The following is a 17356-nucleotide window of genomic DNA, read 5'->3' on the forward strand; positions in this document are numbered from 1 at the left end:
AAACAGTTATTTTGATGATTGTAAACCCCCATAAATGATAAGAACAGGTAAAATGCGTATTGGTGTAGTTTTAATGAACTTGGGTGGGCCAACCCACGAAAACAATGTGAGAAAATTTCTCCGTAATTTGTTTAAAGACGAAGACATTATAAAATTAGGGGGTGGAGCTGCTCAAAATCTGTTTGCCAATGTAATTTCGAAGTTTCGAGCACCGTCCGTAGCTGAGGACTATAAAGAAATTAACGGTTGCCCAAATGGATGTACCGGTAATAAGCACTGTTTTAATAGAAAGAATAAAGAAGTTTCCACATGCTGCTCTCCCATTAACGGACTAACCGAATCGCAGAGACGCGGCCTGGAGAAATACTTTAAGAATATTTTAACTGAGCATGAAGTCAAAGTCTATACCTGTATGAGATACTGGTTGCCTTTTGCCGATCAGATTATGGATGATATGGTAGAAGACGGAATTACACACACAGTTCTTATGCCGCTTTATCCTCAGTTTTCCTGGACAACTACGGGGAGCAGTTTTCGTGACTGGGAAGACACATTGAAGGAAAAATTCCCGGATGGGAACAAGCCTTGGAAAGAGTTTCATGTCAAAAATTATTATAAGAATGAATCTTATCTGAGTGCTATCAACCAACGTATTGACGAGGCTTTGGATGAGTTGGATGAGGAAACGCGCCGAAAAACGCATCTTATTTTCAGTGCGCACGGTACTCCATTGTTAGAGGTTAGGAGCGGTGATCCTTATACGGTTGAAATCAAAGAGACGATGGAAGCCGTTATGGAGCGCAGGGAAGAAAAGCACTCCTACTGGCTCGGGTTTCAGTCAAAGGTAGGCCCTCAAAAATGGACTCAGCCTAATACAGAAGATTTGGTGAAACGTCATTTGGAGTATGGGATTAAAAATTTTCTGATGGTGCCTATTGCATTCGTTACTGATCATATTGAAACTCTGTATGAGCTTGGTGTGGAATTGGTAGAAGATCTAGAAGAAGAAGGTTTTGAATTTGAAAACCTGAAGGTAATGAAAGGTTTGAACGATCATCCGGGCTTTATAAAAGCATTGGCAGAAGAGACTCTGAACTCATTAAAACATGAGATCTCTCCGGATGCGGTTCAATGGGATAGTGAAGAAAAATCAAAGGTTGAAGTAATAAAATAGAGGATGATTCATCCAACGGTACAGGATTTTGTAGTGGTCGGGATAAATCACTGGGATGCGCCGGTTGAGATACGGGAAAAGTTCAGCCTTAGCGATGAGGGAAAGGAACTTTTACTGGAAGGAGCACGCCGTGAAGGGATTACCAGCCTGTTTTTAGTCTCAACGTGTAACCGTACAGAGATTTTTGCCCAAAATGTGTCAACCCGGGAATTAATACGACTGCTTACCAACTACTCATACGGTACACTCGATGAGTTTCATCGCTACGGTTTTGAGCATGAGGGTGAGAGGGCAGTGTTGCACCTTTTTAAAGTGGCTACGGGGCTCGACTCACAAATTTTGGGTGACCTCCAAATTGTAAAACAGGTTAAGGAAGGCTACGAGCACGCGGCTAAACAGGCTATGGTATCCGGTGAGTTTCATCGCTTGATGCAGCATGTATTCAGGGCGCACAAACGATCCCGGAACGAAACAACACTTGGGCAGGGCGCAGCTACTGTAGCGTATGCAGCTGTTCAGTTTGCGATGAGGACTTTCGATAATCTTACGAATAAAAATATTCTGTTGGTTGGAACCGGCAAAATTGGAAAAGTTACCTGTAAGAATCTGGTAAACCTGGGAGCAAGTAAGTTGACACTGATCAACAGAACAAGAGATCGGGCTGAGTTTGTTGCAGACAGGTTTAATCTGGAGGTTGCAGATATGAATCATCTGCCTGAACAGATTGCAGATGCAGACTTGGTTATTGTTGCTACCGGCGCAAATACTCCAATCATACGCCCGGAGCACATGCAGCCATCAATGGAGAATCCGAAATTTAAGGTGATGCTGGACCTCTCCGTGCCAAGAAATATCGACCCAAACGTTGCGACACTCGATTTTGTGGATGTAGCGAATATGGATATGCTCGGCGATGTTACAGATGAGGCATATAAAAAACGTGAACAGCAGGTTCCGTCGGTTAAGAAAATTATAAGCGAAGAGTTTTCTGATTATAAGCTGTGGCTAAATGAGCAGCGTGTGGTGCCAACAATCAAAGCACTTACTAGAAAATTTGACTCAATCCGTGAAGACGAACTGAACTTTTTCAGGAATAAAATTTCCACTGGCGATTACGATAAGATTGAGAATATGACTCGCAGAATTGTGAACAAAATAGCCGCGTATAGTATTGAGCATTTACGAGATCATCACGAATCAGACGAGGTTGCTGAGATGGTAGCTGAGATGTTTAAGCTCAAAGCCAAAAACGGCAATCATGAGTGACAAAATTCGAATTGGCACAAGAGACAGTGAATTGGCAACCTGGCAGGCTAAACAGGTCCAGACTAAACTGCAAGAATTTGGACATGAGTCTGAACTGATTTTTGTAAAGTCGGAAGGAGACCTTGATTTAACAACTCCGCTTACTGAAATGGGTGGTAAAGGAGTTTTTACCAAAGCACTGGATGATGCACTGCTTGAGAACCGGATCGACATTGCGGTTCACTCCTTTAAAGACCTGCCTACCGAAAACCCGCTGCCACTTATTGTGAGTGCAGTGATGGAAAGAGAAGATCCGCGCGATGCATTGGTTGCTCCTCGGGGAACTGATTTTTTAAATGAAGATACGGGCGGCGCAGTAATTGCAACCAGCAGTAATCGTAGAAGGGCTCAGTGGCTGCATCGCTATCCAAACCATGAGATTACGAATATCCGCGGAAACGTAAATACACGCCTTCGTAAAGTGGATGAAAATGGATGGAATGGAGCAATATTTGCTTCGGCCGGCTTGAAACGAATTGGGCTGGATGATAATATCTCTGTTTATCTCGACTGGATGGTTCCGGCGCCGGCGCAAGGTGCTATGGCAGTCATGATCCGGGAAGAGGATAAAGTGATGATGGAGGTCACTTCTCAGCTCAATCACGACGAAACAGATTTATGTACCGGAATTGAACGAGAGCTCCTCAACGAGATGGAAGCCGGATGCAGCGCTCCGGTAGGTGCATTTGCGGAAATTATTGATGGAAGTGTGCATCTTTCAGCGATTGCTCTAAAAACAGATGGATCCCTTCAGTACGATATTGAAGTGTCGGCGCCGATAAGCGACGCGAAAGGGCTGGGCAGAAAAGCGGGCAGAAAATTACTCGAAATGGGTGCCTCTGAAATTGTAGCCGATCTACGCTCTTAATTGCAATCAACCTGAATCGGCAAATCCTATGAAAAAACGTCATAAGATTTTAGTCACTCGAAAGCTGACGGACCAACAGCTGCAGCTTGCCGATGATCTGGGATTAGACGTATCCGTTGAACCTGCCATTCGTTTTGAATTTCGTAAGAATTGGAGCTCTGTTGTGAGCTCTATAGAAGATGCGGAGTCACCAATATTTGCTTTTACCAGCCAGAATGGAGTTAATGCACTGCAGAAACTGATGGAGCAAGGATATACAATCCCAAGCAATGTGGTTTTCTATGCTGTTGGTGAAAAAACGGCATCTACTCTGCAAGAGTTGGGATATACCGCAGTAGTTCCGGAATTGAGCTATGGTGAACAACTGGGTGAGAAAATTGCTGCCGATTTGAATCAATCCGGTTTGAGGAACGCTACGGTATTTCATTTTTGCGGAAATCGCCGTCGAGAAGAGTTGCGCCAGGCTTTGGAAAGCTCTGATATCGATATAAAAGATCTGGTTGTCTATAAGACAATAATAAACCAAATGAAGATTAGGGGCATTGACGCAGAAGGTATACTTTTTTACAGTCCAAGCGCTGTAGAAGCGTTTCGTAAGAGCGGAGGTTTCAGGGGTGGTAATCTGCCAGAACTGTTTGCAATTGGCCACACTACGGCACAAGAACTGAGTATCGAATCGGGTCGCAATGTCCACGTATCACCAAAAACAAATACCGAAGATTTTCTGGCATTTACCTCCAGAGTTTTAAACGAGATCAGAATTTGACAGTTAATTAGGTTAAATAACAGTAACTCAGAAACAAAAAAATCCATGTCTCATAGTTTTCCTGAACTTAAAAATGACCTTTTTCTCAGAGCACTAAAAGGGGAAGAAGTTGATCGTCCACCTGTTTGGATGATGCGGCAGGCCGGTCGTTATCTTCCTCAATACATGGAACTGAGAAAAAAGTATACGTTTTTTGAGCGGGTTGAGACACCGGAACTGGCTTGTGAAATTACCATTCAACCGATTGATGAGCTGGAGCCTGACGCTGCTATCATATTTTCCGATATTCTTACTATTCCGCAGGCACTCGGCATTGACGTAGATCTTGTAAAAGGAAAAGGGCCGGTGTTGGAAAACAATATTCAAACCGTTGATCATGCGTTTTCCATACTGGCAGAAGATGTGCCACAAAAGCTCGATCACGTCATGAAGGCAATTACCCTTACCCGTCATGAGTTGAACGGCAGAGTTCCACTGATTGGCTTTGGCGGAGCACCATGGACACTTTTCTGCTACATGGTGCAGGGCGAAGGATCCAAGAACTTTGATAAGGCGAAATCTTTTCTCTATCAGCATCCCGACGCCTCGAGGCATGTAATGAAGGAGCTCACAAAAGCTACAATCGATTATTTGCAAGCCCAGGTAAAGGCCGGTGCTCAGGCGATTCAGGTGTTTGATTCCTGGAGCGGTCTGCTTAGTCCGGACGATTTTAATGAGTGGGCTTTGCCATACTTGATGGAGATCACTCAATCGATCAAAGATGTGCCTGTGATTCTGTTTGCAAAAGGATCCTGGTATGCATTGGAAAGGTTGAGTTATAAAAGCGGTGCGTCTGCACTTGGGATCGACTGGACGGTTTCACCCGAATTTGCCCGAGAAAAAACGCGAAACGAAATAACCCTTCAGGGAAATTTTGATCCCACTCAATTGCTGGCACCCATTCCTGAAATTAAGAAACAGACGAAACGCATGGTTGATCGGTTTGGCGTTCAGAAATATATAGCGAATTTGGGCCATGGAATTCTTCCCCACGTACCCGTTGATCACGCACGCGCTTTTGTTGATACCGTCAAAGAGTATAAATGATGACTAAAAATAGTTCCCTCTTGAGAGGGGATTTAGGGGTGTGTAAAAGTATGGTTTGAAGTCAAATTACTAAATAAACTCCAAGCTTATATAAATCAGCTTCACTGTTTTTATTTCAATTTTCTCCTGCCAGGAAGGGACTTACAAATAATAAACTTAAATAAAACCCCATGTCAACCATCAGAGATTCGTTTACTTCCTACATTGAAAATCTTCAGGACGAAATCTGTTCTGCATTAGAGGAGTTGGATAGCGTTGCTGATTTCCGGGAAGACAAATGGACCCGAAAAGGAGGTGGGGGAGGCCGAACCCGTGTGATTGAAAAAGGAGATGTTTTTGAAAAGGGCGGAGTAAATATTTCAACGGTACACGGAGAGCTGCCTGATCCGATAAAAGAGCACTTTAAGGTTGAGAGCGGATGGTTTTGGGCGGGTGGAATTTCCTTGGTTATTCATCCCAAAAACCCGATGGTACCAACCGTACATGCCAATTTTCGATACTTTGAACTTTATGAAGACGAGGATATGGACAAGCCGGTGGACGGTTGGTTCGGCGGCGGTGCAGATCTGACACCGTATTACCTGTTTGAAGAGGATGCAGTTCATTTTCATTCAGTACTCAAAAAAGCATGTGACAGACATGGTGAGAATCTCTATCCGAAATTTAAAAAACAGTGCGATGAATATTTTTATAACTCACACCGGGGTGAAGCCCGTGGAATTGGAGGGCTGTTTTTTGATTATCTTCGTGAGGATGAAAAGCGATCTTTGAAAGATTGGCACTCATTCACCGAAGAGGCCGGTTCTGCTTTTTTGGATGCATATCTTCCGATATTAAAAGACAGAATTCAGGAGCCCTACAATCGTGCACAGAGATATTGGCAGGAGATTCGAAGAGGCCGGTATGTTGAATTTAATTTAATTCACGACCGTGGCACCCTGTTCGGTTTAAAAACAGAAGGAAGAATTGAGTCGATATTGATGAGTTTACCGCCTGAGGTACGATGGGATTATAATCATTCACCAAAACCGGGTTCTAAAGAGGCTGAATTGATGGATGTTTTGGAGAACCCGAGAGAGTGGGTTTAAGAAATTGTCTTCCATTCGCTGGGAATTACTTTCAAAAGTGAGGTGAGTTCTAAAAGAAATCTCCCCTCAAGGGGAGTACTCTCTGAAGCTTTAGCGAAAGAGAGGAAGGGGTGTATCCCTGCTTAAGTATTGGTTTTGTAATTGAAATGAAAATGATATAGAACAGTGCTCCGCAAACATCCCCCTCGGCTCTTACGAACATCTCCCCCCTTCGAAGGGGAACTTATAAAATAAAAGCCCTCCATTTCTGAAGGGCTTTTGATAATCCTAAAAACTGGCAGAATTAATTCTGCTGTGTGCCATAGAATCGTTCTCTTACAATTTTACCATCTTCCCAGTCCTGGGTAGCAACTTGCTCGAGTTTCATCCTGTTCCCGCCCTTAAAGGTGACGTCCATCCAGCTTTCCACGGCGGTTTGTTCGGTTTCTTCGTTAGCGGTAATTCCAACTACTTCCATTCCATTAAATGATTCTACGCTGTCGAAAAACTCATTTTCACGTTTTCTGTTCGCATCTTTACCTTCAACGGCGGTACCGTCTTCCAGAATCATGGTTACATTATCCGCGTAATATTTTTCAAATGCGTCTAAAGCTGTTCCGTTCTGTACGTGTTGATATACGTCTTCGATTTTTCCTTTTACACTCATAATTGTTGTTTAGTTTAATATGAAATTGTTTACAACTAAAACAACTAAAATGAGTGCCAGGACGTTCGGGTAGATCGTAAAAAAAATTAAAATATTACTGTTTTCGGTTTAAGAAATCTGTCACTCTTGAAAGGTGCTCCTCGCTTTCCCAAAATTGAGTGAAGGGCTCCAATTCATCAGTGATTTTACGGTGATCTTTCCGCTTCATATATTCAATAAAAGCTCGGTCATTAAGGGTAAGTTTTTCTGTCAGATTATAAAGTGATGATTCAAATTTATCATCGGGAAAAATATCCTGGATCAGACCGGATTGCAGGGCCTCATTTGAATCAATGACTTTCTGAGAGGCAAGCCAGTAATCTGCTACGCTTTTGCCTACAACTTCACTTAATCGGGTTAACCCACCCCATCCGGGAGGTAGGTAGAACATTCCCTGAGTAAATCCAAAGCGGGCAGAAGCTTTGGCAATCCTGAAGTCAAAACTTAGCATAGTTTCCCAGCCGCCACCGTATGCGTGCCCGTTTACAGCGGCAAGAGTCCAACACTTCAGTAGTTCAAATCTTTCCAAAATTTTGAGCATTCGGGAAGACATCTTTCGGGCTCCATCGGCATCATCAATGCTGTGAAATTCTTTTAAGTCCCCACCGGAAATAAAACGGTTATCTTTACCGGTTAAAATAAACAGACGAAGTTTATCGTCTTGTTCAATATCATCAAGTATGGATTCTAGCCGACCCATCACTTCAAAGTTGATGGCGTTCATCGCCTCGGGACGATCTAGCGTTGCTGTAGCTGTAAACTTTTCTTTGACAAATGTTACAGGCATTTCAGGAGTTCTTAAGTTTTTCTTCTGAAGATAGAGGTGGTTTGACAGAGCCGGCCACCCAGTTAATGTAGTCCTGATTTCCTTCCTGTTCGGAAATTTTTAATGAAACAACACACGGCACTTCGTATGAATGGAGCTCTTTAACTCTCTGGGTTAGTAACTGCACGTTGCTGTAGCTTGTTTTTGCAATGAGTATGCATTCATTCTCTGTTACTACTTTATCTTTCCATTTGTACACGGAGCCCATATTGTCAATTATATTGGCACAAGCAGCAAGGTTTTCCTCAACAAGCATCTTGGCAATACGTTCAGCTTCACTGCGATCTTTAGTGGTGATATAAATTAAACGAAGGTTTTTAAACATGATGAAAGTAATCTTAATCTTTGTTTTACTTAAGCTACAAAAAAGGGTAAAACGGTACCCGTATAAACATTAAATAAAGTAATTCGAAATTGTTGAATTCAGAAGAAAAAAACGTTAACTTTTTAGGCTCTGATTCAAAATAGTATTTAGTCAGAAGTTAGTTGCGAGAGTGGCGGAATTGGTAGACGCGCTAGATTTAGGATCTAGTACTTTAACCAGTGTGGGGGTTCGAGTCCCCCCTCTCGTACTTCCAATCTTACATATTATCTGAAAATTAAATCATACAGCACGTGGACATTTCTGTTCAGGATATAACATCCGTAGATAAAGAGATTATCGTAAAAGCAACAAGAAACGATCTCTCTTCTAAATTTGACAAAGCTTATAAAAAATACCAAAAACAGATTCAAATGCCCGGATTTCGTCCCGGTCACGTTCCTCTCGGTCTCGTGAAAAAACGTTTTGGCAAAGAGATTGAGATGGAGGAGATAAACTCGTATGTGCAGGAAGTGTATGAGAAAGAGATCGTTCCTGAACATGAGCCGGTTGGCGAGACCAAAATGCTCGATATGAACTGGGAAAATGATGAGCTTGAGGTAAAATTTCAGGTTGGTAAAAAACCTGAGTTTGAATTAACTGATTTAGAGAAGGTTGAAGTGGACAAGATGGTTCACGATGTAACAGACGTAGAAGTTGATGAGGAGATTGAAAGAACGCTCGAACGTCAAGGCAACTGGAAAGAGACTGAAGAGGAAATTACTGAAGAATCTCAGGTAACCGTTGATGCCGTTTCATTGGATGAGGATGGTAATCCTGTTGAGGGTGAAAAAGATGAAGATCAAAAACTTGATCTGAGACAGGAAGGTGCAAAGGATTTTCGAGAAAAATTAGTTGGTAAGAAGAAAGGCGACGTCGTTAAAATGGAGATTGGCGAAGACGATGAAGCAGATCGTTTTGAGATCCATGTCAAAAAAGTTGAAGTGATGGATAAGGCTGAGCTCTCTGATGAGTTTGTGAAGGAGCAGTCTAACGGTGAAGCGAAGAATGTAGATGAGTTTAAGAGCTTCATCAAAAGTAGGATGCAGGAGTATTACGATCAGTCAGCTGAAGACATGTTCAAGCAGGATGCGATCGATGCTTTAACCGAGGAGCATGACATTGAAGTGCCTGAAGTGATGCAGGACCAAATTCTGGACTCTTACGTTGAGTATGCAAAGCAACAATCAGGAGGGCAGCTGCCTGAAGATTTTGATTTTAGCGAGTACAAGGAAAATATGCGAGAGCAAGCAGTTCGCGAAGGCAAATGGGCATTTATTAGTGAGAAGCTTCAGGACAAATTCGATGACATCGAAATAAAACCAGAAGATATTGATGAGTTTATTGGTATGGAAGCTGCAAAGCATGGAATGTCTGCTGATCAGCTGAAAGGCTATTATGCTCAAAACCCGAATCAGCTCGAAAGTCTGCGTACCAGCATTCGGGAAAACAAAGTTTTTGATAAATTAAATGATGTCGTTAAAATAAATGAACTCTCGAAAGACGATTTTCGTAAAAAGAGAGAAGAGAAACAGGAAAAAGACGACAAATAAATTCACGGCTAAGTCATGAGCACAAAACAACCCCTTTTTGAATTTCCCGATATGAGCAACTCAACTCCGGTGCAAAATAATTTAATTCCCATGGTTGTGGAAACAACCAACCGTGGTGAGCGTGCTTACGATATCTATTCTCGTCTGTTAAAAGACCGAATTGTTATTCTTGGAACACCCATTAATGATGCTGTAGCAAGTACAATTGTTGCGCAGCTTCTGTTTTTGGAGTCTCAGGATCCGGAAAAAGATATCAATCTTTATATTAACAGCCCTGGTGGTGTTGTTTCTGCAGGGATGGCAATTTATGATACAATGCAATATATCAAGTGCGATGTTGCTACAACTTGCGTGGGAATGGCCGCTTCGATGGGAGCCGTGTTGTTAACTGCCGGAGCTAAGGGAAAAAGAAATGTACTTCCTCACTCAAGAGTAATGATTCATCAGCCATTAGGTGGTGTGCAGGGGCAGGCCAGTGATATTGAAATTGAAGCCCAGGAAATACTTCGCTTGAAGAAAGAGCTGAGTGGAATCATAGCCCATCATTCCGGCCAAACCATTGAACAGGTGATAAAAGATTCTGATCGTAATAAATGGATGACCTCAGATGAGGCGAAAGATTACGGCCTTATAGATCGAGTAATGAAAAGAGAAGAGAAGAAGTAGTTAAGATTTTTAATTAAACGTTGCGGCAGCCATGAGTAAGAAGAATAAAGATCAAGTTACCTGTTCATTTTGTGGAAGAACGAACAGCGAGGTGAGCTCGATGGTTGCAGGTCCTGATGTTTACATCTGTAATCACTGTGTTGAGGATGCTTCCAGTATTATAGAAAGTGATCTCGCTGCTCTGAACAAGAGAAGAGAGAAGAAGTACAAGCCGATGCTCAAGCCGCTTGAGATTAAAGCGAAGCTTGACGACTATGTGATTGGCCAGGATGATGCTAAAAAAGCATTGTCTGTTGCTGTTTATAACCACTATAAACGTATTTCAGCCGGCGCAGATGCGAATTATGATGATACCCGCATTGAAAAAAGTAATATTTGTCTTCTGGGTCCTACAGGATCAGGAAAAACACTTCTTGCCAGAACTTTAGCTGATGTTATTGATGTGCCATTTACCATTGCTGATGCTACCGTTCTTACTGAGGCAGGTTACGTAGGCGAAGATGTTGAAAGCATACTAAGTAATTTGTTACAGGCAGCAGACTATGATGTAGACCGTGCAAGAAGAGGTATCGTTTATATCGATGAAATTGACAAGGTCTCCAGAAAAAGTGATAATCCTTCCATCACGAGAGATGTTTCAGGTGAAGGAGTGCAACAAGCTCTTCTTAAAATTTTAGAAGGAACCACCGCTAACATTCCGCCAAAAGGAGGGCGAAAGCATCCTGAACAGAGTTTTATCCAATTGGATACATCTGATATCCTGTTTGTTTGTGGTGGAGCGTTTAGTGGCCTTGAAGAGATTATTTCCAGAAGATTGTCTGTTAGCTCTATGGGCTTTCACTCTGAAGATCAGGTGATTATTGACAAGGATGATCCAAAGATATTTACCAAAATTGAACCTGAAGATCTACAGAAGTTTGGCCTTATTCCGGAATTGATCGGACGGCTACCTATTATCTGTGGTTTAGAACATCTCTCAGACGACGCAATGGTCGAAATACTGCTCAAACCCAAAAATGCCATTACTAAACAGTATAAAAAACTGTTTAATATGGAAGATGTCGAGTTGGTATTTGAGGATGATGCACTTCAGGCAATTGTGGAGCGTGCAAGAGATCGTAAAACCGGCGCACGTGGCCTCAGGTCTATATTAGAAGATGCTATGCTGGATGTGATGTTTACCTTGCCTTCAATGAAAAACGTGAAAAGGTGCATTGTAACGAGAGAGACGATTGAAAAGAAAGCCCCACCTGTGTACGAAAAGCAGAAAGCATCTGCATAAGTTACGCTACTAATTCTTCTGGAGTTGGTTTGGGAGTGTTCTTTTTTAGATATTGAGGCCTGTGACTATATAAAACCTTGCACTCTGCGTTTTAATGCGAAAATTGCTTCCCTTAAACCGACTCAAGCTTATTCTGGTTATACTGCTGATTATTTTGGCAGGAGTTTCTTTTTTTTATAACCAGTTTCTGCTTAATAAAATCATGGAGCAGGAGAGAACCAGTATTGAGTTATGGTCTAAAGCTTTTGAATTTTATAATCTCCCTTCTCATGATCGAGCCAGTAATGATCTGTTTACAGTAGCAGATGAGCTAGAAAGATATCAAAATGTACCGGATAGCCTGTCTCGGATGATATTGGAAGCTGAGGCGAATGAGTCGAATGCAGGTTTTGTATTTTCACAAATTATTCGCCCCGATCTGTTTAATATTCCGGTTATTGTTGTAGATGAACCGAACTTTATTGTCTATGCAAGAAATTTGGATGACCCTGATATTTCAGTTACAGAATTTATTGACAAATATTCAGTGAGTACTCCTCCAATTCCTATTTCATTTGGAGAGGAACCAAAAATAAGGCGAAGATATGTTTATTACGGTGAGAGTCCCACCATTCAATACCTTCGTTACTTCCCATATGTCCAATTTGGAATATTAGCTTTGTTGATGGGAATGGGTTTCACAACGTATCGAAGCATTACCCGGTCTGAGCAGTCAAATCTATGGGTGGGGATGGCCAAGGAAGCCGCTCACCAGCTTGGAACACCCCTCTCCAGCATGTATGGATGGCTACAGCTTCTGAAGGATCGTCATCAGGAGGACGAACAGACTCTGTCCATTGCATATGAAGTGGAAAAAGATGTGAGCCGTTTGAAGGGAATTGCAGAGCGATTCAATAAAATTGGTTCACACCCTGAGTTAAAACGCGTAAGCATAGATCCGATTATAGATGAGGTACTCGCATATATGGAAAAACGCCTGCCCCAGCTAGGAAAGAATATTGAAGTAAAAAAATCAATAGAGACCAATGCGAAAGCGAATCTTAATCCTGAAATATTTCAGTGGGCAATTGAGAACCTGATTAAAAATGCTATGGACGCTATTAAATCAAGCTCAGAAAACGCTTATGTTTCTATTGTAGTTACGCAGGATGGACCTCAGCTCTATATCGATATTGAAGATTCGGGAACGGGAATAGATAAAAAGAATTTGAGTGATGTTTTCAAACCCGGATTCAGTACCAAGAAGAGAGGATGGGGGTTGGGTTTAAGCTTGACAAAAAGAATTATTGAGGACTATCACAACGGGAAGGTGTTTGTGCTTAATTCAGAAATCAATAAGGGCACAACAATCAGGATTGTCATTCCTGTATCTGAAAATCAATCTTGAGTGTAACCCTTTTTAGTAGCGTAGTCCATCAATTGTGCTTTGAGCAAATTCCTACCCCTATGAAGTCTTGACCGGATGGTTCCAATGGGTACGTCGAGCATGTTTGCAATCTCTTCGTAGGTAAAATCTTCTACATCACACAAAAGAACAACGGTCCTGAAATCTTCAGGTATTTCATCCAAAGCATTTGAAATATCGTCATCAATCAATTCGCGGAACATTTTGTCTTCCATATCGGAAGTTTCTGTTCGTTCCGCTCTTATAGACTCATAAAATGATGCAACCTCATCGTAATCAACTTCCTGAGGTTTCTTGGATTTTTTTCGATAATTGTTGATGTATGAATTTTTTAAAATCCGGAATAACCAGGCTTTTGCATTTGTACCCTTTTCGTAGCTGTCGAAAAAACGGTAGGCTTTTACAATGGTATCTTGAACTAGATCTTCAGCATCGTTGGGATCAGAAGTGAGCCTTAGTCCAAAATTGTACAAGGCGTCAAGATGAGGGATAATTTCCTCATTGAAATCGTCTTGTTTTCTTAATTCTTTCTTTGTAAGTGAAGACATCCCTTCCTCGATAGAATGAGTCTGAAATTAATTGAAAGTTGAGTTTCTACCCGAGTGATCCAAACCCCAGATATTAATATAACTCTTATAAAATAGATTCTCTCAAGGATTCATTCCAATTGAAAGAATTGATCGACCGAGTAAATTAATCTTAAGACCCGTGGGTATTTTATGTTGGTAATAAGTTAATTACAACGATTAAATCATAGATTGCATGAGTCCATGCAGCCATCCCAAATCCTCTTATAACATAAATAAGATTTAACGCTAAGCCAAACAAAAACCGAAATAAAAAAGAGCTTAACAGCCATATATCGCCGAAATCGCCTACATAGTGTACTCCGCTAAATATTAACGCAGCAGAAACTACAGCAACGCCAGTTGAGTAATTTTTATTCTTCAATATTTTATCAAATACAAAAATCAAAAAGCTAACGAGAATCACTCTGAAAAAAAGTTCTTCATAGAGTCCTGCTCCAAGTGATAAAGCGATAAGTTGAAGTTTATTAAAATCACCGGTCATGCCGTTGGCAGATTGCAGCAAAATGGAATCTATCACATTAGATACAACTAAGGCTACAAGAACCGCGTAAAATGCAGCCTCTCCAATCATTAGCATCAGGTAATTTTTTCGTACCGATTTTAGTTCTCCTCTTTTTTTATAGACAATGATCCCACCGATAACTGCTGCCACTATCAGAGTTGCAGAGATGGCATCTAGTCCGAAATACGTAAAAAAAGATTTAAACCAAACATCAACCGATATTCTGGCAATATTTCCCTGAGGTTGGGAGATAAGAATTAATATCTCATAAAGCAGCAGCAACGGAATCGAAATTAAATAACTGTACAGAAGCCCGTTGGTCTGTCTAAAATACTTTTTCATGAATACGGAGAGGTAGTAAGCAGTTACTGATCCAGATAAATTGTAACTCTTGCCTGTTCAATAGAGTTAAAGTTTAACATTTCGTAGGCTGCTGACGAAAGTTTCAAACCATCACCGGAGTGGCGGTCATTTATCTTCACAAAAAGACCATGATCGGTTGTAGGATTTTCGATGTATATAACCTTACCTAACGCAATGTTGGGATGGGCGGCTGTTAGCTGATTAGGATTGTATAGCTCACCGCTTGTGGTTGGATTGGCAATATCGCTATTTGAATATTTAAACACGGAGACACTTCCCAGATTTTCGAGATCAGATTCTGTTCTGTAGGGATTTTGGAATGATCTTGTTGGCGGAAGTAATACTGTTACACGCTGCCCGGGGCCAATTTGGTTCATGCTAAGAGTTGGATTTAGCACTGAAAGCTCATCCTCACTCATTTCAAATTTTTCAAGAAGCGTCTCACCTGTTTCACCGGATTGAACACGATACTGCACAAATTTTCCCTGAGGTGTCGATTCGGTATCACCTTCAGTGACGGAGGGTGCAGATGAGCGGTCGGATGGAACCGTTAGTCGCTGGCCAACACGCAGCATATCACTTTCAAGGTTATTCAGCTGCTTTAGTTCATCGATAGTTAAACCGTGCTGATTGGCAATTCTGTAAAGTGAATCACCGCTGCGAACAGTGTAATAAGTGTTGAGTGAGGAATCATCATCTTGCCGGACAATAGGTTCTCGCTCCTCATCTAACGGTTCAATTTCAGTTAATTCTTCAGATTCAAGTTCCTGATCTTCATCAGGTAAATATATTGTAAGTTCAGTTCCAAGCGTTAGATTTGTTGTCTGAAGATCATTCCATTGTTGGATTTCAGCAATACTTACATCGTATTGTCTTGAGATTGAGAATAGAGTTTCTTCAGCTTTTACGGTATGAGTAATCTGATTTTCTGCTTTGGGAGGGGCAATTCTGAGAACCTGACCTACAGAGAGATTATCGCTGTCGAGGTCGTTCCATCGTCGTAAATCGCCAACTGCCAGATCGTATTGACGGGCTACGCTAAAAAGTGTTTCTCCGGCTTGAACGGTATGCGTTGTTGCCGGTTGTTGAGCGTGTGCATCATCGGGCAACAAAAGAAAAGAGAAAATAAAAATCGTAACGATTACAAAAATAATTGATTGAAGTCTAACTGTCATAGTCCGTTTCGATCTTAAGGGTTTCCATAGCTTCTGATAGCTCAGATTTTGTTCTGCTGTTATTTTTTTCCTCAGCTAACTGAATACCTTTTGTAAATAACTCGCCTGCTTTTTTAACATTGCCTGTCTGCTGATATAGTTTACCTAAATGATAATAAACGCCCAAGTAGCCAGGTTCTTGTTTTAAAATAGACTCGAATAGCAGAATTGCTTTTGTTACCTGTTCTCTTTTCAAGAGTTCCAGCGCCAGGGCAAACTTCGAAAATGAATCATTAGGATTCTTCTTAATGTTTAATGCCAGCTTTTTGATTTTTTGCTGTTCGTCACTCATGAATTCACTTTCCTGAAACGGGATTGAATTTCCTCCATTGAATCACCGCCAAACTTCTGGAGTATAGCGTTGGCTAGAATTGGTGCGATCACACTTTCTGCCACAACAACAGCACGCGGCAATGCACAGACGTCCGAGCGTTCGTATCGTGTTTCCTGTTCCTCTTTTGTATCCAGATCCGCTGTTTTCAAAGGTTTGATCATGGTTGGGATCGGCTTCATCACACCTCTTAAAATGATGGGCATTCCAGTCGTCATTCCACCCTCTATACCACCGGCACGATTTGTTCGTCTGGAGAAGTGATCTTCATACATGATTTCATCATGTACTTCGTGACCTCTGCTTCTGCCGGCTTCAAATCCCAGGCCAATTTCAACTCCCTTCATTGCCTGAGTACTCACAATGGCTTGAGCTAACTGTCCATCTATTTTTCTGTCCCAATGAACATAACTGCCCAATCCCGCAGGTAAACCGGTTACAATGATTTCGTAAATCCCGCCAAGTGAGGTGCCCTCTTTTCTACGATGCTTGATCTCTTCCCGCATATCACCACCCAGTTTGTCATCCAGGCAGCGTACGTCGGATTTATCAGCTTCTTTATAAATATTTTCGGCACCCTGAGATATTAGCGGGTCGGCGAGGGATCGTATTTTATCCCAGCCTTTATAACCCACGGACCCTATTTGAATAACATGTCCTCCGATCTCAATTCCAAGCTCTTTTAAAAATGCTCGGGCAACAGAGCAGCAGGCTACCCGCATGGCTGTTTCGCGGGCGCTGGATCTTTCGATTACCGGGCGGATATCATCAAACCCGTATTTTTGTACTCCAACTAAATCGGCATGACCCGGGCGGGGGAGGGTAATTCTTTCAACATCTCCACGGCTTCCGTCTTTAGCCATTACTTTTGGCCAATTACTGTCATCCTTTTCAAATGCACGATTTATCATTGAAAGAGCAATGGGTGCTCCGGTGGTTTTCCCGAAACGAACACCGGATTGAATAATAGCTTTATCTTTTTCAAAAGCCATTCTTCCGCCTCTACCATACCCTTTCTGACGGCGAACAAGGTGTTGTTCTATATATTCTTCGCTGAGTTGAAGACCGGCGGGTGCGCCTTCTAAAATTCCTGTTAATCCGGGACCGTGAGATTCACCGGCTGTAAAATATCGAAACATCTATTATTGGGGTTAATCAGTTAAAATCAGTTGCCTGAAGATACAATTTTTTTAGTACTAAGTGCTCACCGGTACAACTATCCATCGTTGTTTTTGTTCTTCTTCAATATATTATAATAGAGTAAGCTTGGTTTGAAATAACAGCACATTTG

18 protein-coding genes and 1 tRNA gene are annotated in these 17356 nt (G+C 41.7%); 11 read left to right on the forward strand and 8 right to left on the reverse strand.

The annotated features are described in order from the left end of the window. The first annotated feature begins 34 nt into the window (after positions 1–34). The 6 genes from hemH (at position 35) to hemF (ending at position 6287) form a co-directional block, all read left to right on the forward strand. The gene (gene hemH, locus ACESM0_RS02315; protein ID WP_372903246.1) at positions 35–1174 is read left to right on the forward strand and encodes a ferrochelatase; all 1140 of its coding nucleotides are present in this window, start codon (positions 35–37) and stop codon (positions 1172–1174) included. A 3-nt stretch (positions 1175–1177) separates the two neighbouring features. Beyond that, positions 1178–2440 carry a glutamyl-tRNA reductase gene (gene hemA / locus ACESM0_RS02320; RefSeq protein WP_372903248.1) on the forward strand — a complete coding sequence of 421 codons (1263 nt, stop codon included), beginning with the start codon at positions 1178–1180 and terminating at the stop codon, positions 2438–2440. Further along, entirely contained in the window at positions 2433–3347 is a 915-nt protein-coding gene (gene hemC, locus ACESM0_RS02325) for a hydroxymethylbilane synthase (protein WP_372903250.1), read from the forward strand. Before hemA ends, hemC begins: the two co-directional genes overlap by 8 nt. A 28-nt stretch (positions 3348–3375) precedes the next feature. After that, the gene (locus ACESM0_RS02330) at positions 3376–4113 is read left to right on the forward strand and encodes a uroporphyrinogen-III synthase (RefSeq protein ID WP_372903252.1); all 738 of its coding nucleotides are present in this window, start codon (positions 3376–3378) and stop codon (positions 4111–4113) included. Between the two features lie 45 nt (positions 4114–4158). Next, positions 4159–5199 carry a uroporphyrinogen decarboxylase gene (hemE, locus tag ACESM0_RS02335; protein ID WP_372903254.1) on the forward strand — a complete coding sequence of 347 codons (1041 nt, stop codon included), beginning with the start codon at positions 4159–4161 and terminating at the stop codon, positions 5197–5199. Positions 5200–5378: 179 nt separating this feature from the next. Beyond that, entirely contained in the window at positions 5379–6287 is a 909-nt protein-coding gene (gene hemF, locus ACESM0_RS02340; protein WP_372903296.1) for an oxygen-dependent coproporphyrinogen oxidase, read from the forward strand. A 283-nt stretch (positions 6288–6570) separates the two neighbouring features. Here hemF and ACESM0_RS02345 read toward each other — a convergent pair whose 3' ends face one another. The 3 genes from ACESM0_RS02345 to cutA form a co-directional block, all read right to left on the reverse strand. Beyond that, positions 6571–6933: a SnoaL-like domain-containing protein gene (locus ACESM0_RS02345; protein ID WP_372903256.1), complete on the reverse strand. Its 363-nt coding sequence runs from the start codon at positions 6931–6933 to the stop codon at positions 6571–6573. A 94-nt stretch (positions 6934–7027) separates the two neighbouring features. Beyond that, positions 7028–7759, reverse strand: coding sequence for an enoyl-CoA hydratase/isomerase family protein (locus ACESM0_RS02350; protein WP_372903258.1), 732 nt, complete (start codon positions 7757–7759; stop codon positions 7028–7030). Between the two features lies 1 nt (position 7760). Next, positions 7761–8123 carry a divalent-cation tolerance protein CutA gene (gene cutA / locus ACESM0_RS02355; RefSeq protein ID WP_372903260.1) on the reverse strand — a complete coding sequence of 121 codons (363 nt, stop codon included), beginning with the start codon at positions 8121–8123 and terminating at the stop codon, positions 7761–7763. A 163-nt stretch (positions 8124–8286) separates the two neighbouring features. On the opposite strand from cutA, the gene ACESM0_RS02360 reads away from it, so the two are divergent. From ACESM0_RS02360 to ACESM0_RS02380, 5 genes are all read left to right on the forward strand, one after another. Then, a tRNA-Leu gene (locus ACESM0_RS02360) sits at positions 8287–8370 on the forward strand. Positions 8371–8413: 43 nt separating this feature from the next. Further along, positions 8414–9712, forward strand: coding sequence for a trigger factor (gene tig / locus ACESM0_RS02365; RefSeq protein WP_372903262.1), 1299 nt, complete (start codon positions 8414–8416; stop codon positions 9710–9712). Between the two features lie 51 nt (positions 9713–9763). After that, the gene (clpP, locus tag ACESM0_RS02370) at positions 9764–10378 is read left to right on the forward strand and encodes an ATP-dependent Clp endopeptidase proteolytic subunit ClpP (RefSeq protein WP_372903298.1); all 615 of its coding nucleotides are present in this window, start codon (positions 9764–9766) and stop codon (positions 10376–10378) included. A 31-nt stretch (positions 10379–10409) separates the two neighbouring features. Continuing rightward, positions 10410–11660 (forward strand): ATP-dependent Clp protease ATP-binding subunit ClpX, encoded by a 1251-nt coding sequence (gene clpX / locus ACESM0_RS02375; RefSeq protein WP_372903264.1) that lies wholly within the window; start codon positions 10410–10412, stop codon positions 11658–11660. A gap of 94 nt (positions 11661–11754) precedes the next feature. Further along, positions 11755–13047, forward strand: a complete 1293-nt coding sequence (locus ACESM0_RS02380; RefSeq protein WP_372903266.1) for a sensor histidine kinase — start codon at positions 11755–11757, stop codon at positions 13045–13047. On the opposite strand, the gene ACESM0_RS02385 is transcribed toward ACESM0_RS02380, so the two are convergent. The 5 genes from ACESM0_RS02385 to aroC form a co-directional block, all read right to left on the reverse strand. Further along, entirely contained in the window at positions 13038–13613 is a 576-nt protein-coding gene (locus ACESM0_RS02385) for a sigma-70 family RNA polymerase sigma factor (RefSeq protein ID WP_372903268.1), read from the reverse strand. The two genes, ACESM0_RS02380 and ACESM0_RS02385, sit on opposite strands and share 10 nt — an antisense overlap. A gap of 169 nt (positions 13614–13782) precedes the next feature. Continuing rightward, positions 13783–14499 carry a CPBP family intramembrane glutamic endopeptidase gene (locus tag ACESM0_RS02390; RefSeq protein WP_372903270.1) on the reverse strand — a complete coding sequence of 239 codons (717 nt, stop codon included), beginning with the start codon at positions 14497–14499 and terminating at the stop codon, positions 13783–13785. A gap of 23 nt (positions 14500–14522) precedes the next feature. Further along, positions 14523–15695, reverse strand: coding sequence for a LysM peptidoglycan-binding domain-containing protein (locus tag ACESM0_RS02395; RefSeq protein ID WP_372903272.1), 1173 nt, complete (start codon positions 15693–15695; stop codon positions 14523–14525). Further along, on the reverse strand, positions 15685–16026 hold the full coding sequence (locus tag ACESM0_RS02400) for a tetratricopeptide repeat protein (protein WP_372903274.1): 342 nt from the start codon (positions 16024–16026) through the stop codon (positions 15685–15687). The genes ACESM0_RS02395 and ACESM0_RS02400 overlap by 11 nt, the downstream gene beginning before the upstream one ends. Continuing rightward, positions 16023–17204 (reverse strand): chorismate synthase, encoded by a 1182-nt coding sequence (aroC, locus tag ACESM0_RS02405; RefSeq protein ID WP_372903276.1) that lies wholly within the window; start codon positions 17202–17204, stop codon positions 16023–16025. The genes ACESM0_RS02400 and aroC overlap by 4 nt, the downstream gene beginning before the upstream one ends. Positions 17205–17356 lie beyond the last annotated feature (152 nt).

It is taken from the genome of Rhodohalobacter sp. (assembly GCF_041686455.1).
GTDB lineage: Bacteria > Bacteroidota > Rhodothermia > Balneolales > Balneolaceae > Rhodohalobacter.

What these genes read in the sequence shown, in the direction of transcription:
- clpP (WP_372903298.1), top strand. Translation starts at nt 9,764, where the DNA reads ATGAGCAACTCAACTCCGGTGCAAAATAATTTAATTCCCATGGTTGTG.
- ACESM0_RS02345 (WP_372903256.1), bottom strand. Translation starts at nt 6,933, where the DNA reads ATGAGTGTAAAAGGAAAAATCGAAGACGTATATCAACACGTACAGAAC.
- hemE (WP_372903254.1), top strand. Translation starts at nt 4,159, where the DNA reads ATGTCTCATAGTTTTCCTGAACTTAAAAATGACCTTTTTCTCAGAGCA.
- hemH (WP_372903246.1), top strand. Translation starts at nt 35, where the DNA reads ATGATAAGAACAGGTAAAATGCGTATTGGTGTAGTTTTAATGAACTTG.
- ACESM0_RS02385 (WP_372903268.1), bottom strand. Translation starts at nt 13,613, where the DNA reads ATGTCTTCACTTACAAAGAAAGAATTAAGAAAACAAGACGATTTCAAT.
- ACESM0_RS02350 (WP_372903258.1), bottom strand. Translation starts at nt 7,759, where the DNA reads ATGCCTGTAACATTTGTCAAAGAAAAGTTTACAGCTACAGCAACGCTA.
- hemC (WP_372903250.1), top strand. Translation starts at nt 2,433, where the DNA reads ATGAGTGACAAAATTCGAATTGGCACAAGAGACAGTGAATTGGCAACC.
- cutA (WP_372903260.1), bottom strand. Translation starts at nt 8,123, where the DNA reads ATGTTTAAAAACCTTCGTTTAATTTATATCACCACTAAAGATCGCAGT.
- ACESM0_RS02390 (WP_372903270.1), bottom strand. Translation starts at nt 14,499, where the DNA reads ATGAAAAAGTATTTTAGACAGACCAACGGGCTTCTGTACAGTTATTTA.
- aroC (WP_372903276.1), bottom strand. Translation starts at nt 17,204, where the DNA reads ATGTTTCGATATTTTACAGCCGGTGAATCTCACGGTCCCGGATTAACA.
- clpX (WP_372903264.1), top strand. Translation starts at nt 10,410, where the DNA reads ATGAGTAAGAAGAATAAAGATCAAGTTACCTGTTCATTTTGTGGAAGA.
- ACESM0_RS02380 (WP_372903266.1), top strand. Translation starts at nt 11,755, where the DNA reads ATGCGAAAATTGCTTCCCTTAAACCGACTCAAGCTTATTCTGGTTATA.
- hemA (WP_372903248.1), top strand. Translation starts at nt 1,178, where the DNA reads ATGATTCATCCAACGGTACAGGATTTTGTAGTGGTCGGGATAAATCAC.
- ACESM0_RS02400 (WP_372903274.1), bottom strand. Translation starts at nt 16,026, where the DNA reads ATGAGTGACGAACAGCAAAAAATCAAAAAGCTGGCATTAAACATTAAG.
- ACESM0_RS02330 (WP_372903252.1), top strand. Translation starts at nt 3,376, where the DNA reads ATGAAAAAACGTCATAAGATTTTAGTCACTCGAAAGCTGACGGACCAA.
- ACESM0_RS02395 (WP_372903272.1), bottom strand. Translation starts at nt 15,695, where the DNA reads ATGACAGTTAGACTTCAATCAATTATTTTTGTAATCGTTACGATTTTT.